This is a genomic window from Pollutimonas subterranea (assembly GCF_002849655.1).
In the GTDB taxonomy this organism is placed as follows: domain Bacteria; phylum Pseudomonadota; class Gammaproteobacteria; order Burkholderiales; family Burkholderiaceae_B; genus Pollutimonas; species Pollutimonas subterranea.
This window is the reverse complement of record NZ_PDNW01000003.1, coordinates 44443-59048: the sequence shown is the minus strand read 5'-3', so window position 1 is coordinate 59048 and position 14606 is coordinate 44443. Positions and strand designations below refer to the sequence as shown.

14 protein-coding genes are annotated in these 14606 nt (G+C 57.8%); 2 read left to right on the top strand and 12 right to left on the bottom strand.

What is annotated here, in order from left to right; all coding sequences use genetic code 11:
- Positions 1-151: 151 nt before the first annotated feature.
- The 12 genes from CR159_RS04590 to CR159_RS04535 form a co-directional block, all read right to left on the bottom strand.
- On the bottom strand, positions 152-406 hold the full coding sequence (locus CR159_RS04590) for an EexN family lipoprotein (RefSeq protein WP_102072842.1): 255 nt from the start codon (positions 404-406) through the stop codon (positions 152-154).
- A gap of 11 nt (positions 407-417) precedes the next feature.
- Positions 418-1347 carry a LysR family transcriptional regulator gene (locus CR159_RS04585; RefSeq protein WP_102072841.1) on the bottom strand — a complete coding sequence of 310 codons (930 nt, stop codon included), beginning with the start codon at positions 1345-1347 and terminating at the stop codon, positions 418-420.
- A gap of 103 nt (positions 1348-1450) precedes the next feature.
- Positions 1451-3100, bottom strand: coding sequence for an apolipoprotein N-acyltransferase (gene lnt / locus CR159_RS04580; RefSeq protein WP_102072840.1), 1650 nt, complete (start codon positions 3098-3100; stop codon positions 1451-1453).
- A 170-nt stretch (positions 3101-3270) separates the two neighbouring features.
- The gene (locus CR159_RS04575) at positions 3271-3594 is read right to left on the bottom strand and encodes a DsrE family protein (protein ID WP_102072839.1); all 324 of its coding nucleotides are present in this window, start codon (positions 3592-3594) and stop codon (positions 3271-3273) included.
- A 35-nt stretch (positions 3595-3629) separates the two neighbouring features.
- On the bottom strand, positions 3630-4997 hold the full coding sequence (locus CR159_RS04570) for a dihydrolipoyl dehydrogenase (RefSeq protein ID WP_102072838.1): 1368 nt from the start codon (positions 4995-4997) through the stop codon (positions 3630-3632).
- Positions 4998-5079: 82 nt separating this feature from the next.
- Complete coding sequence (locus CR159_RS04565; RefSeq protein WP_102072837.1) at positions 5080-5883, bottom strand: sulfite exporter TauE/SafE family protein; 804 nt, start codon at positions 5881-5883, stop codon at positions 5080-5082.
- 49 nt (positions 5884-5932) lie between these two features.
- Positions 5933-6706, bottom strand: a complete 774-nt coding sequence (gene dsbG, locus CR159_RS04560; RefSeq protein WP_102072836.1) for a thiol:disulfide interchange protein DsbG — start codon at positions 6704-6706, stop codon at positions 5933-5935.
- 35 nt (positions 6707-6741) lie between these two features.
- Entirely contained in the window at positions 6742-7284 is a 543-nt protein-coding gene (locus tag CR159_RS04555; RefSeq protein ID WP_102072835.1) for a TlpA family protein disulfide reductase, read from the bottom strand.
- 5 nt (positions 7285-7289) lie between these two features.
- Positions 7290-8123, bottom strand: a complete 834-nt coding sequence (locus tag CR159_RS04550; protein WP_102072834.1) for a TlpA disulfide reductase family protein — start codon at positions 8121-8123, stop codon at positions 7290-7292.
- The gene (gene dsbD / locus CR159_RS04545) at positions 8120-9970 is read right to left on the bottom strand and encodes a protein-disulfide reductase DsbD (protein WP_102072833.1); all 1851 of its coding nucleotides are present in this window, start codon (positions 9968-9970) and stop codon (positions 8120-8122) included. The genes CR159_RS04550 and dsbD overlap by 4 nt, the downstream gene beginning before the upstream one ends.
- 109 nt (positions 9971-10079) lie before the next feature.
- Positions 10080-11438: a sensor histidine kinase gene (locus CR159_RS04540; RefSeq protein WP_102072832.1), complete on the bottom strand. Its 1359-nt coding sequence runs from the start codon at positions 11436-11438 to the stop codon at positions 10080-10082.
- A complete protein-coding gene (locus CR159_RS04535) occupies positions 11435-12112 on the bottom strand; it encodes a response regulator (RefSeq protein ID WP_102072831.1) in 678 nt (225 codons plus the stop codon). Before CR159_RS04535 ends, CR159_RS04540 begins: the two co-directional genes overlap by 4 nt.
- A 246-nt stretch (positions 12113-12358) precedes the next feature.
- Between CR159_RS04535 and CR159_RS04530 the strand changes: the two genes are divergently transcribed.
- Positions 12359-13954: a cbb3-type cytochrome c oxidase subunit I gene (locus CR159_RS04530; protein ID WP_102072830.1), complete on the top strand. Its 1596-nt coding sequence runs from the start codon at positions 12359-12361 to the stop codon at positions 13952-13954.
- Entirely contained in the window at positions 13951-14604 is a 654-nt protein-coding gene (locus CR159_RS04525) for a cbb3-type cytochrome c oxidase subunit II (RefSeq protein ID WP_102072829.1), read from the top strand. Before CR159_RS04530 ends, CR159_RS04525 begins: the two co-directional genes overlap by 4 nt.
- Positions 14605-14606 lie beyond the last annotated feature (2 nt).

Genomic DNA, 14606 nt, shown 5'->3' with positions numbered 1-14606 from the left:
GTCAGTGCCGGTCAAAGACCGTTATCAGGACAAAGGTCGAGAAAAACGCATGAATTCGCGCAGGGGCGAACACAAGAAAAACGCCGCCTGCGAAGGCGCGTTGCGGCGTGTTGGACGAGAAAACAGGAAATGTGAGGCTAACTGCCAACAATCAGAATTTTGGTGGCTTATCCGATGGCGTGTACGGCACCTTGCCGTCGCCATAAAACCGCTTACGGGTGGCTTGTGCCACTCGGTTGCATAGCTCGTCGCCCAGCTTTGCGCGCTCCAGCTTGCACTGCTGGCGCAGCTCCTTTAATCGCTCGGGATTTGATACCAGCGACTCCACCGTCTCAGTGGCGGTCGGTTCGGATGGGCCGCAGGCCCCCAGCATTGCGGTGAACAAAAGCAGTATGATTTTCTTCATGACTCGATTTCCTACAGGGTATCAGGTCGGGCAGGTATGGCGTGCTTGCTGTCGGCGGGTGACTCGATGCCGCCGACCCGCTCAATGAAGCGGGCCAAGGTTTCGAAAGGCTCACCATCTAGGCGCAACAGATAGGTAGTCAACATCGGCAAACCTCCAGCCAGCGGTCGCGCCACAATGCCCGGTTCACGGTTGGCGGCAATTTGCGAGGCACCCGCTAGTCCCAGGGCAAAACCTGCCGACACCAGTGCCATCATCAAGTCCAAAGACGTGACCTGTTCGGCCACCAATGGCTCTACATCCACGGCCCGTAACACGCGGGCGATCTGACGCGCATGACCTTCGCATACCACTGGATCACACATCACCAATGGATACCGCAGCACCTCGTCCAGTGGAATGCGTTTGTGGCTTAGGATCGGATGCCGAGCGGGCACCACGACCATCAGCGGATCACGCCAGACCGGCTTAGCGAGGATGCCATCACCCACTTCGTCTGACTGCGCGAAACCCACGTCGTACAGGTCATCATTCAGACCCTTGAGCTGCTGCGACAGTGGCACCTCGAACAAACGAATATCGACCTCGGGTTCGTCCAGACGGCACTGTGCCAACAAAGCGGGCAGGCGCGACGGCGAAATGCCGTCGGACAAGGCAATGCGTAGCTGACCATGAAAACCATTGGCCGCAGCCCTTACGCTGTCACGCGTTTGCTCAAGTGCCGCGAAAACCCGGGGCACATGCTCCAAGAACAGCGTGCCCGCACGGGTCAGTCGGGTACTGCGTGTCGTGCGTGCAAACAGCGACACACCCAGTTCCTCTTCCAGCTCTTTGATGGCCCGCGACAGCGGCGACTGCTCGATGTGCAGCCGCTCGGCGGCGCGGGCGAAGTGGAGTTCTTCGGCAACCGCCAGAAAGCAACGTAGATGACGAAGTTCCATTACAAACCTCCCTATGCAATAGCTTTACCAAGCCTATGGTCGGTAGCAGGCGTCGACACCAGACGCCTGAGACTTTTCCATCACGGAAAGGTCAAAAAATCTGTCATTCCTTGAACTGCCGAATTGCTGTTTCGCTGGAAGAGCCACGCCTAAAGCGGTACCATGCAGCGATGATGAGAAACGCGCCAGACAGCAGCAGCACCGGCACATCGCCGAAGCGCGTATACGGTGTCAAGCCAGCCATACCTTGTACGGTGACCGGTAGCACTCCCGCTTGGTGTGGCGGCAGTGCGGCCATCACCCGACCATGGGGATCAATGGAGGCCGTAATGCCGGTATTGGTGGAAGTCACCATGGGGCGAGCTGTCTCGATGCTGCGCAGTCGGCCAATCTGTAGATGCTGGCGGAGCGCCCATGTATCACCGAACCAGCCAAGATTGCTCAAGTTAATCAAAATGCTCGCGCTCGAGCCGTGGTCAGTGCCAGGTAGCAGCGCTGGGAGCAGCTCGGAACCAAACACATCCTCGTAGCAAATGTTGAGAGCCAAGTGCTGCCCGCTCACCTCGAATGGGGTCTGACGAACGGGGCCACGATCGAATTCGCCCAGCGGCATGTCCAACATCTGGACGAACCACTCAAAGCCAGACGGTACATATTCGCCCCAGGGCACCAAGTGGCGCTTATCGTAGCGTTGCGGCATAGTTCCGGCGGTGAGTTGCTGTACCGGTGTATTGGCGTCAAAGCTGATGGCACTATTGGTATACCGCTGCCTGTCGTCCGACTCCATAGTGCGCAGGGGTAGCCCCATAACGATGGGGCTACCCTGGCTCTGGGCTACGCCGCGCCAAGCTTCCCAAACATCCGAATCAAGCTGGTCCTGAAATACCGGCAGCGCTGTCTCGGGCAGCACGATCAGGTCTGGAGGAGGCTCGTCGGGGCCATGCGGCTGCGCCGCGAGGCGCAGGTGGCTGATGATGCCCTGTTCCAGCAATGCCGGATCAAACTTCTGCGACTGCTCAATATTGCCCTGTACCAGACGTATGTTCAGCGGCTTTCCGTCGTTAGACGACCAATCGATAGGAGAAAGCAGCCCGCCTGCTGCAACCAGGGCGAACGCCATGGTGACCGCGGGAGCGGTGGAGCGCGTCGAAGCGGAGGGAGGCAGACGCAAGGCAGCCACGGCGGCCGCAGCAAATGCGGCCAGCAGCGCCATTCCGTGCACGCCCAGGAGCGGCGCCCATCCAGCTAGAGGGCCGTCGACATGGCCATAGCCGATATTCAACCACGGAAAGCCTGAGAACAGCACGCCGCGTAGCCACTCCATGCTCGCCCAGGCCCCCGACCAAGCCAGCCCCTGAACCAGCGACGCTCCCCGAATAGAGGCGGGGCGCAACCAGGCGAACAACCCGCAGGCCATGGCGGTGAACAACGCCAGGAAGCCCGATAGCGCGACCACGCCAGCAACCGCCAGCGGAGCTGAGAGTCCGCCATAGTGGTTCATACTAATGAAGAGCCAGTACAAGCCGACCCCGAAATTCACCAGGCCGAACCACCAGCCACGCACGAAAGCCTGCCAGGCGCACGCGGCATCGCGGGCGGCGCGTATTAGCACGGCTAGCGCTAGGACTTGTACAATGGCCAATGACCAAGACGGCAACGGGTCGACAGCGAATGCCAAGGCATGTACGCCGCCGGCCAGCGCCAGCGCTGCGGTAGCACGCAAACGCGTGGGGCGGCGAACGGCTACGCTCATTCCTACTAACACGCGAAGAAAGATGCTGACGGGTTGCTGTAAACGCTGCTTACGCCACAGCGTACGGTGCGTATCAGCCCGGGTGTGTCTTTCACGCATATCAGATCACACGCCCGCCAATGAGCAACGCGGCAAACCTGCTTGTACGTACAAATTCGATATTATCGCGACTATGATCGAATATAGCCCCACCCTCCCTGCTGCAAGCGCGCAATCTCGAGAACAGCAGCCCCGTCCAGCAGGCGAAGCGGTGCCCGGTTCTTCCTGTTTGTCCTCGCCAAGGTGTTCGGACACACCCAGGTGAGCGCATCCAGGTCCGGGTGCGCCACATCCAACGCCTCAGCTACGGCTTGTGCATTGACAATGATACGTACGTCCGCCTCGGGAACCTCTCGTCGGAGGTTGGCCGCGTTGTTGCGTGCTCGCTCAAGGGCTGCAGGCGTCGGTGCATGCAAAATTACCTTCAGTTCTTGGTGTTGCGTGTCTTGTGTCATGATCAGAAAGAGTAAGTGGGTAAAGGTTGGTTGTCTCAGGGATTAATCTGATGGGAGGCAGATATCAAAGCGCTCTGCAGCATTTCTTCGATGGATGGGTGGTAGTACGGCATCGCCAGCATGTCGCTGACGGTCTGCTTTGCCTGGATCGCCCATGCGACCTGATGCGCCAGATGCTCGCCCTTAGTCAGGAACATGCTGGCTCCAAGTAACCGTCCTGTGTCCGGGGCGACGTAAACTCGTAGCAAGTTATATGGTGCTCCCAATATCTTGGAACGCCCGTTGCCACCGCCTTCGGCCACGCCGATAACTGCGCCCCGCTGCATCGCCTCGTCGTAGGACAAGCCTACCTCGCAGATGTCTGGATCAGTGAACAGAATGGAGATCGGCACGCGCCGGGATGCTCCATGCCATGGCCCGCCGGACAAACTGGATAAGACCGCTTGCGCTGCCATCCGGCCTTCGTCCACCGACTCGTGCATCAAAGGACGATCCGGCTGCACATCGCCCGCAAAGAAGATCGGTGCGTCTGAGGCGCGCATGGTGATGGGGTCGATGCTCGGTCGACCCGCATCATCCAACGAAACGCCTGCTGCGGCCAAATTTAGCGCAGTCGTATTGGGCGTGCGTCCCGTGGCGACCAAAAGATGGTCAACGATGGCGCTGTGCTCGCCCGTATGCATGAGCACATCCTCCCCGGCCATACTGACATCAATAGAAGAACCTAGCCACATCGGCAACTCACCCATGAATCTTGAGATCGCCCTATTCTGAACATCGGGATCCTCAATGCCTCCAACAGTGAAGAGTTGATCGGCCGCTATCACCTCCACGTCCAGACGCGACAGCGCTAACCCAAGCTCAAGCCCGATTGCACCCAACCCCACAATTCCCAGTCGTTTCGGCAGGATATCCAATTCAAAAAGCGTGTCGGTAGTCAAAATTCGAGACGTTACAGCATTGAGTGCTTGAGGCACCACCGGGCTGGAACCTGTCGCGACAATGAAGGCATCAGCTTCGATGCGTTGATTGCCCGCCTCCAGAATGCCAGGCGCGACAAAACGCGCTTCGGCCATGATCAAGCTCTCGCCCGCAGCCTTGTGTATACGTTCCGCAGCGCCGCTGGCCAACGCGTCCCGCGTCTGACGAGCGTGCGCCCACAAAGCCTGTGGTCCTTGCGCCGATAGTGCGGCACCCACAGGCAGTTGTCTGGCGGTCAGCCAGCGCATACCCGCATGCAGGGCAGCCTTCGACGGCATGCACCCCACACGGGCGCACGTCGTTCCCAACGGCCCTCGATCAATCAGTACCACCTGCCTACCCGCAGCCTTGATCGCATGAAATGCGGAGATCCCCGCCGTTCCTGCGCCAATGATGGCAACATCTACTTTCCTCGTTTGCATTGATCACTCCTATCCATAGTAAAGAAAACATACTGTTGAGCACGCCGAGCCGCTTTGTGATGATGCGCAGGTCGATGAGCCGTTATCCCATGTTGCGCATGAGCATCATGATCGCCACCACGATGCAGGCGATCGCAAAAATTCGTTGCAGTGCTGTTGAGGGAATCTTCGCTCCCAGAAAACGAGCGACCGCCATGCCCACGAGTGCGACTGCCGAGAATGCCCAGGTCGGAGCGGTAAGCGAAAGGCTCTGGCCGAATGTAATGAAGACGGTGACGGCAGACAGTAGCGCAATCACCAACAAAGATGTCGCGACGATACTGTGCATACGAAGTTCGCTGAAGTACCCCAACGCCGGGACGATGATGAATCCACCGCCAACACCCAACATGCCGGTGAAAAGACCCGAGACTGCTCCGATACTGGCCAACGTTGTCACGGTGCGTAGGTTCCAGATGAAGCGCCCAGTATCCTTGGATACTTTACAAACTCCAGATTGCGCCACGGACAACTCACCATCGTTTCGGGCGCCACGTGAAGACATGAACATGCGGTAGGCGACCACAAGCATGGCGACGACAAAGATCAAGTTCAGCCACCGGGACGGAAGCCAGTTAGCTAGCCTGACGCCAAGCGGCGCAGTGATGGTACCCGCTGCCGCCAGGACAATAGCGGCCTTATAGCGGACAAGACCTTGGCGCAGCCCTTGCAATGCACCAAGCATCGCTGCGGAGCCAACGGCCATGAGCGCCACGGGAGTGGCTCCACGTATGTCCATACCAAGCCCAAACACCAGCGCTGGCACGGCGAAGATGCCGCCTCCAGCCCCTGTCAATCCCAGAACAGCGCCAATTACAAGGCCGAGCAATCCGCCAATAAGCATCATGTATCGCCAATGGACAAATAGTTCCACACGTCTGCATTCGGGCTGCCCATCAGCGTGGGCCCAATACTTCGGCCAGCACGCCCTGCTGCGGCATGCCGTTGTATTTCTGGATCAGCCCCTCGCCATCCCGAACGATGATGCCAGGCGTGCCCCGAAACCCCATGGAAAGCATGAGCATCTGGTTATCGTCGAGGGTCCGCTGCACATCCTCCGGAACGCTCTTGGCGGGCGTTATACCGCCCTGGTCGTACTTGACTTCGTTTTCTCGCAGCGCCGCTGATCGATCGGACGCGCCGAGAATCGCCGCCGCTTTGGTTGGACTGTCCTCCTTGATGAGCCCGACTAACAAGTGGCGCAGTTGGACTTTTCCGGCATCCACCCAAGGACGCGCGGCCTCCCAGAACAGGTGACAATAGGGGCAATTCGCATCGGTAAAGGTATAGATAACGCGCGGCGCATCGGCCTTGCCATCCAACACCCACGTGGCCGACTCGAGATCCGCCCAAGCCTGATCGCTGATCGGCTTGGCAACCAAGCTCTGCAGTGTCGCGTGGTCAATCGGCTCGCCCTTGGCGTTAAGGCGCGTGCCCGAAACTGCATTCCCATCCGCCAGAACGTAGACCGCGATGGGACTGTCGCCCACGATTCCGGCGAAGGCACGCACGCCTTCACCCGCGTCAAATTCCTGCTTGAAGGTGACACCTTGGTCTTCCAACGCCTCGATAACCGGCGGCTTGTCCGTAGCCTGGGCCTGACCGCCGCTCGGCATCAGAATGAGAGGAGCCGCCGTAATGAAAGAGAAGAGCACACGCTGTGCAAACATAGTCATTCCTTATCCGTATTGGGTTCGATGATTAATCAAAAATGGCGTGATATCTTGGCCTCAAGATCAGCCATGGTGATCTCGCCTAAATGTAAATCCACCATGCGCCCCTGTGCGTCAAAAAAGAAAGTCGTGGGCAAGCCGCCTGTACGCATTTCCCGCATAGCCTCAGACGATGGATCGAGTAGGACATCCGTCAAATTCAGGCCTTCGCTCTCAAGAAACATCTTGGCCTGTTGCGCGCTTTCTCCTTGGTTGATTAAGACGAAGGCAACGTCGGGAAACGCCGTCTGGGCCTGCTCAAGTACCGGCATCTCGCGCCGGCATGGCGGGCACCAGGTGGCCCAAAGGTTGAGCACGACCGGCGTTCCCATATACGAACTCAAGTGAGCAGGACGCTCCTCCAGCGTCACCAACTGCAAGTCCGGCAAAGATGGCGCGGCCTGCTGCGCCATCTTGTCGGCTTCTAGTGTCTGGGTGGCTAACGGACTTTCAGAGTTGTCCGCTTGATTACAGCCGGTTAACAGCAGAAGGCTGAAGACGGCGATGAAGGACAATCGTAAAGACTGTGTAAACATGGTTATCACTTATCAGTACTGGATTCGGAGGGCAAGTCGAAACGACGCGACATCTTGTCCTTAAGGCTGGGCATGGTGATCTCGCCCAAATGCGAGTCCACCAAACGCCCCTGCGCATCGAAAAACAAGGTCGTTGGTAAGCCGCGTGAACGCATTGCTTGCATGGTGCTGGATGATGGATCGAGCAGCACATCCGTCAAAGTCAGATTCTCGCTTTCAAGAAAGGCCTGTGCCTGCTCCGCACTTTCCCCTTGATTGATCATGACGAAAGCAGCGTCCGAAAATTCCGTCTGGGCCTGTTCGAATACCGGCATCTCGCGGCGGCATGGCGGGCACCAGCTCGCCCAAAGATTAAGCACGACCGGACGTCCCGCATACTCACTCAGTGAAATGGGACTTTGATCCAGCGTAACCAACTGCAAGTCTGGTAAAGGTGGCGCGGAGCCTTGCATCAGATCGAGCACACCACCCGCGACAACCCAGGCGACGACACCCGCCATGACGCCTGCCAGCACAGGACCGCGCAACGCCTGGGTCAGGCGGGTTCGCCGCCAGATGTAGACAACCACCACCAAGACACCGGCCCACCACGTAAATCCGCGATCGCCGATGGCGATCATGGACATGGGCGTGGCTGAGTATTCCTCCCACCATTGGGCGATATATGCCAGCCGGGCCGCCAACAGCCCCCAAACCACGGCATCAAGAATCATTGAGCCGGCGGCCTTGTAAGACACATCAGGTAGCCGTCGGGCCACCATGCGCGCCGTCATCCAAGCCAGCAGCACAGCGGCGATGGTAGTGAAGACATGTATGGGGAATGGCCCTATACCGATCATGACACACCTGCCGTGTTTAGGCGCTCCAGAAAGTCACTCGCATTAATCTCGCCCACCACGCGCAGATCCCGGCGCTCCGTACCATCCGGCCCCACCAGTATGAGCGTGGGCGGACCCATGACGCCCCAGTGCTTGAGCAACTCCTTATCTGTCGCGTCATTGCGCGTCACATCGGGCCGCACGATTTGCATGTTCGCCATCCGTGCTGCAACGACGGCGTCACCGAACACGTTGCGCTCGATCACGTGGCAACTGACGCACCAGTCGGCGTAGAAGTCGATCAGTGTCCACTGGCCGCGCGCGGCCGCCTCCTCCAGACGCGCATTGACGTCAGTCACCGATTTTGCCTGAACATAGGTGACCTCTGCTGTTGCCGCAGCCGCAACCGGCGCACCGCGCAGATGCGTCAGGGGCTGCAAAATGGCATCGCCCCCTGAAGCGGCACCCACAAGCATCAAGACGGACCACAGGCCGGTGAATACCGCCGCCGAACGCAAGGCCCACACCAACCGTCGCCTGGCCGCCACGGCTTGCGCCCAGGCGACGAGACCAACTGCCACTAACAATATCCAGCCCCCCCAGAGCAACAGACTCATCGCGCCTGTCAGGAAACGCGTCAACATCATCACCGCCATCCCCACCATGACGTAGCCAAAGGCGACGCGTACCCGATCCATCCACGCGCCGGGCTTGGGCAGGACACGGGCGCCGAACACCGCAATAGCCAATAGCGGCAGGCCCATTCCCAGACCCAGCGCAAACAAGGCCAGTCCGCCTTGGACCGCACTGCCCGTCTGCCCGATATACAACAGCGCGCCTGCCAAGGGGGCCGTCATGCACGGGCCGACCAAAAGAGCCGACAGAAAACCCAGCGCTGCCGCACCTGTGACACTACCGCCTGAACGTGTAGGCCCCGTGGACTGGAGGCGATTCATTAGGGCGGATGGCAAGCGCAACTCGAATAGGCCGAATAGTGAGCTGGCCAGGATGAGGAACAGCGCGGCGAAAGAGCCGAGAAGCCATGGCGACTGCAGCGTGGCTTGTAAATTGGCACCCGCCAGGCCAGCCGCCACCCCCACCGCCGCGTATGTGCCAGCCATCGCCAGGATGTACGATGAAGATAGAAAAAAAGCCTGGCGCGGCTTGGCCTGGCTACCAACGACCATGGTGGAGACGATGGGAATCATCGGCAAAGTGCAAGGCGTAAAGGCCAACAGCAGGCCGAATCCGAAGAACAGCAGTGTGCCGGCGACAGGCCCCAGCGCCGCAAGCCGCTGAGCCGCCACCTGATCCTCGCCAACGCTAGCACCCGAAGACATGCCGGCCGAATCACGCCCGCCCTCTAAGGCCAGTTCAGACGGCGATGCCTCAGGCGGTTGTGCGTCCGTCTGCCCCTCAACAACCGCGGTTGCCGCTGCCGCGCTGATCTGTATGGTCTGCGGCGGATAGCAAATACCCTCTTCCGCACACCCCTGCCAATGCAGCGTCAGCGGACCAGACGCTATCGCGGGAAAACGCATGCGGGCGGTGTTGCCTGTATAGATTTCCGTGTCGCCAAAGAATTCGTCGTGCTTGGCGGTTCCAGCAGGAATAGCCAACTTGACATCATTCTCTTGAGCGTCGACCAGCTTCAATGAATGACGGTAAACATAGTAGCGATCGGCAACATGCCCTTGCACCACATACTCGTCTCCTTGCTGTTGAACTTGCTCCAACGTGAAGACATCTGCAGGGTCGAGAAATTCGGGCTCGTTACCCGAAGAGAATAGACTGCTACTTGCCGAGGCACTCCCTATGGCAAAACAGCACAGGATAATAGCCGCACGGGCGATCCGATAGACAGACAAGCTCAACTCCTACAAGTGATTTCCGTAGATAATGCACCTGTAGGATTAAGAGAAGCTTAAGGCGAAGCAATATTCGCAAGGTGGAAGCTCGCCCCGGCGGGACGGAGCATCAAGAAGCCGTAGTTTTGAGTGCAAGAGGCAGCACAAGCCTAGCCTCGAGGCCTGGGCCATCCCGCTCCAGAAGCTCAAGCGTGCCGCCATGTCGGCGTGCAATGGCATCGACAATCGACAGACCCAGACCGTAGCCCGGGATTTTTATATTTCCACGCCAGAACCGGTTAACCGCTTGAATCCGCCCTTCCGCATCCAGGCCTGGTCCTTCATCAAGTACGCTGATCTGCAGAGTGTCATTGCTTTGCGTTTCGATGTGAATAGTAATGGACGTGTCTGCAGGCGCATAGCGTATTGCATTATCAATCAGGTTCTGAAGGGCTGCCAGTAAGAGGGGCCGTGCAACACGTACCGGGCGGGAATAAGCAGCGCCTTGTACGATTACCCTGCTTGTAGCATCGGCGTAAAGAGGCTGCACCGCCTCGATCGCAGCGTACACGGCGTCAAACGGGTCACTGATCTCAATTTCAACAGGCTGACCCTCCAGCCGCGCCAGCTCGAGCAAACGTTGAAGAATATTCTGCAACTGCTGCACTCCCTGATCGGCTTTGACCAACGCAGCGTCCAGCGTTGCACCTTCCTCGGGCCGTTGCGATGCCAGCTTTGCGACCTGAATGTGTGTCTTAATGCCTGTGAGAGGTGTGCGCAATTCATGTGCGGCGCTATCAGTGAAGCGGCGTTCACGCACGATTGCGCCCTGCAATCTTTCAAGGAGCTGCTGGATAGTATGCAGGAGTGGCTGGAGCTCAACCGGCGCCTTGACTTTGGGCAAGGGACTATCGTCACCCGGGCGGCGCCGCGCCAATAGAAGACGAATACGCTCCACGGGAGCCAGCCCGTGAGTAATGCCAATCCAGAGCAGGACCAGCGTTCCAAACAGAGCGACAACAAATGGCAAGCCCGCCGATAGCACCAACTCTTTAACCAGGGCCTCTCGCACTTCAATGCTGTCCGCCGTGGCAATCTGAATATTGCCTTGACGCAGCACATAAGTTCGCCAACGCTTATTTCCGTATGCATGCGTGCCAAACCCCGGAGTAGCCCGAGTCAGGTCGGGGCTGCCTGCTGTACGGGCGACGGTTTCGATCGTCACTTCGCCACGCACAAGGCTCACTTCACAAGCCACCCCATCGCGCGCCACGACGTCCAACGGTTTACTGCTGTTTGCAGCGATATCTCCGGGCTCGGGAAACTGAGAGACCAGCCCGGCCACCATCCGAGCCGAGGCGGCCAACCGATTGTCTAGCGCGTCGCGCAAGGATTGCCGTGCATCCATGAACATCCAGCCAGCCACTGCAGCCCACAGCACCGACAGTGAAATACCGATAATCAGCAAAAGCCGCAGGCGCAGACTCATTGTTCTTCTACCTTCTCGGCGGAGCCGAGTCGGTAGCCAAGCCCCCGCACCGTCTGAACGATATTGTTCCCAAGCTTGCGTCTCAGATGATAAATATGGACGTTGATCGCATTGCTTTCCAGATTTTGCTCGTAGCCATAGACGCTATCGCAAAGTTGCTGTGTATTGAGAATAGCGCGAGGATTCTGCAATAGCGCACGTAACAAAGAAAGCTCGCGACGAGCCAGCGTGACGGGCGCATCATCGAGCCACACCTCGCCCGTCGAAGAACAAAAAACCAAGCTTCCGTGCTCGATACAGTCTTTACTGCGACCGGCCATCCGGCGTGTCAAGGCATGCAAACGGGCTTGCAGCTCGTCCAAGTCGAACGGCTTGATCAAATAGTCATCGGCGCCGCCAAGCAATCCATCTATACGATGGCTCAGCGCGTCACGGGCAGTCAGGATGAGAACGGGCAGGTTACGGCCTTGGTCGCGCCAGCGGCGCAACAGCTCCATGCCGTCCTCATCGGGTAGTCCAAGATCCAGAATACAAACATCAAAATGCGACAACGCTAAAGCGGTGTCGGCCTGGCTGGCGGTACCGACATGATCTATCGTCAAACCGTGCAGTTTCAACCCGGTTTCAATGCCGCTAGCCACCAGTGGGTCGTCTTCGACGAGCAGAACATGCATATTGTTTTCCTTGACCTGCCGGCCCTAAAAATCCTCGCAGCTATTGCAACGAGAGCAAATATCTTATCAGGCTTTCCAGATCCACCCTCCTCGGAACATCTCTTAATCCTGCCTTAATCCTGACTGCTTAAGGTGTCAACAATTTCGCTGCTTCGTCCACCAAAGTTCCGCTTGGCAAGTGTGCTGCAAGCCCCATTGCAGCACAAGGGATGACTCGGCTGTCATGAAACATCGAGCAAATAGGCTATGACTCCAATACTTGGAATATTGTTAGCGACAAGCTTTGTCGCATCTCTGGTCGCACTGGGCATTCTTATCTGGGCAGTCGCCAACAATTTGATATTTGCTGGTAAGGCTGAAGCGTCCACCATCTTTATGGAGGGTGAAATTGGCCATCCGGACGACAGCGCGTCCTTTGGCGGTGAGAACGAAGCACAGTCGCACCGCTTTGATGTGCTTAGAGCCGGCATTGACCGCGCGGGTAAAGGACCGGTCATGGTGTTGGTAACTGCCGGCATCCTGTGGTTGTTGATTGGCTCTGTATTCGGCGTTATAGCGTCACTGAAACTGCACTGGCCCGATTGGCTCGCGGATATTGCGCCCATTACATTTGGCCGGGCGCGAACGTTGCACCTGAACATCGTTGCTTATGGCTGGTTGTCGGTAACTGGTATAGGCGTGGCGCTATGGGTTCTGCCCCGCATTTTCCATACACCCTTACGCCGCCCCAATATGGCGTATCTCGGCGCCTTTCTATGGACGCTGGGCGTACTCGGCGGCACATTAGCCATCGCCAGTGGCTGGTCGGACGGCATCGAGTGGCTGGAGTTTCCGTGGCAGATCGATATATTGCTCGCAGCGGGCGGCTTCTTTCTGGCTTGGCCCGCTATTGAAACGGCAGCACGTCGAAAATCCCGTCACATTTATGTCTCAGGCTGGTATTTTCTGGCTGGCATGGTGTGGTTTCCGTTTCTTTTTCTGGTGGCGAACATCCCGGGACTACATATGGGAGCACAGCAGGCAACCGTGAACTGGTGGTTTGCCCATAACGTGCTTGGACTGTGGCTCACGCCAATCGGCGTCGGGGCGGCCTACTACGTCATCCCTAAAATAATCGGCAAGCCCGTCTTCTCATATAGCGTTTCGCTTCTAGGTTTCTGGGGACTGGCGCTGTTCTACAGCCAAGTGGGCATTCACCACCTTATGGGCGGGCCGATTCCGACGTGGGCAGTTACGTTGTCTGTTGTTCATAGCATCATGATGTTTGTCCCCGTAATTGCCGTGGCAATCAACCAGCACGTTACCGTAGCCAACAACATGTGGGCGTTCAAACAATCAATGGCCTTGCGCTTTGTATGGATTGGCGCACTGATGTATACGCTGTCGTCTTTTCAGGGGTCGCTCGAAGCACTGCGGTCTATGAATTCGATTACCCACTTCACTCACTATACGGTCGGTCACGCACACCTGGGCGCCTACGCCTTCGTCTCACTGGTGCTGTTTGGCACCGTGTACTACATGATGCCGCACATTCTGGGCCGCCGCTGGCCGTACCCGAAGCTGATCCAAACCCATTTCTGGCTTGTGGTGGTCGGATTCGCCATCTACTTCGTATCACTTACCACTGCGGGCATACTCCAAGGCACAGCCCTAATGGATCCTGGGTCAAGCTTTGCCGAGATCACGAAGACGATGGTGCCCTATCTTGAAGGCCGCTCCATTGGCGGCACGCTGATGACATTGGGTCACTTCGTCTTTGCCGCCCATTTCGCCTTATTGCTGCTACAAAAAGAAGGCCGCAGTAAAGCTGTTGATACCTTTGCTCCTGCCGAAGCGTCATGAATAAACTGTTGCCCCTCCTTATTGGCGCGATTGGCGTCCTGCTACTTGCCACATTGATGTTGGTCATCCTGCCCGCTTGGCAGATGCGTACGGCGGAACCACCGCAACGACTGCAGCCTTACACCGAGCAGCAGCTCCTCGGGCGCCAGCAATACGTTGCCAACGGATGTATCTACTGTCACAGCCAGCAGCCCCGTTCCACCGGACAGACGCTATTCGATGGCGCACAGGGATGGGGACGGGCCTCTACCCCAGGCGATTACTTCTACGATGCCCCTCACTTATTGGGCACGATGCGTACTGGTCCTGACTTGTTGAATATCGGGGCTCGTATGAAAAGCCGTGACTGGCACTTGACTCACCTGTACCAACCACGCGCAATTTTTGACTGGAGCCTCATGCCCTCGTACCCGTATATGTTCGAGGTGAAAGACGAAGCGGCTCCAGACGATGTCGTCGTACGATTGCCCGCCCAGTTTCAGCCCTCGGGCGGCAGGGTCGTCGTCGCACGCGAAGAAGCACTGGATCTGGTGGACTACCTTCTGAGTCTTGATCGCACCTATCCAGCCAGTGAAGGCGAGCTGCAAAAACGGGATAGGGGCTATGACCACCGTCCGGAAACCACGGAGACTCCTTCAAATGCCGGATAGAA

What these genes read in the sequence shown, in the direction of transcription:
- CR159_RS04590 (WP_102072842.1), bottom strand. Translation starts at nt 406, where the DNA reads ATGAAGAAAATCATACTGCTTTTGTTCACCGCAATGCTGGGGGCCTGC.
- CR159_RS04585 (WP_102072841.1), bottom strand. Translation starts at nt 1,347, where the DNA reads ATGGAACTTCGTCATCTACGTTGCTTTCTGGCGGTTGCCGAAGAACTC.
- lnt (WP_102072840.1), bottom strand. Translation starts at nt 3,100, where the DNA reads ATGAGCGTAGCCGTTCGCCGCCCCACGCGTTTGCGTGCTACCGCAGCG.
- CR159_RS04575 (WP_102072839.1), bottom strand. Translation starts at nt 3,594, where the DNA reads ATGACACAAGACACGCAACACCAAGAACTGAAGGTAATTTTGCATGCA.
- CR159_RS04570 (WP_102072838.1), bottom strand. Translation starts at nt 4,997, where the DNA reads ATGCAAACGAGGAAAGTAGATGTTGCCATCATTGGCGCAGGAACGGCG.
- CR159_RS04565 (WP_102072837.1), bottom strand. Translation starts at nt 5,883, where the DNA reads ATGATGCTTATTGGCGGATTGCTCGGCCTTGTAATTGGCGCTGTTCTG.
- dsbG (WP_102072836.1), bottom strand. Translation starts at nt 6,706, where the DNA reads ATGTTTGCACAGCGTGTGCTCTTCTCTTTCATTACGGCGGCTCCTCTC.
- CR159_RS04555 (WP_102072835.1), bottom strand. Translation starts at nt 7,284, where the DNA reads ATGTTTACACAGTCTTTACGATTGTCCTTCATCGCCGTCTTCAGCCTT.
- CR159_RS04550 (WP_102072834.1), bottom strand. Translation starts at nt 8,123, where the DNA reads ATGATCGGTATAGGGCCATTCCCCATACATGTCTTCACTACCATCGCC.
- CR159_RS04540 (WP_102072832.1), bottom strand. Translation starts at nt 11,438, where the DNA reads ATGAGTCTGCGCCTGCGGCTTTTGCTGATTATCGGTATTTCACTGTCG.
- CR159_RS04535 (WP_102072831.1), bottom strand. Translation starts at nt 12,112, where the DNA reads ATGCATGTTCTGCTCGTCGAAGACGACCCACTGGTGGCTAGCGGCATT.
- CR159_RS04530 (WP_102072830.1), top strand. Translation starts at nt 12,359, where the DNA reads ATGACTCCAATACTTGGAATATTGTTAGCGACAAGCTTTGTCGCATCT.
- CR159_RS04525 (WP_102072829.1), top strand. Translation starts at nt 13,951, where the DNA reads ATGAATAAACTGTTGCCCCTCCTTATTGGCGCGATTGGCGTCCTGCTA.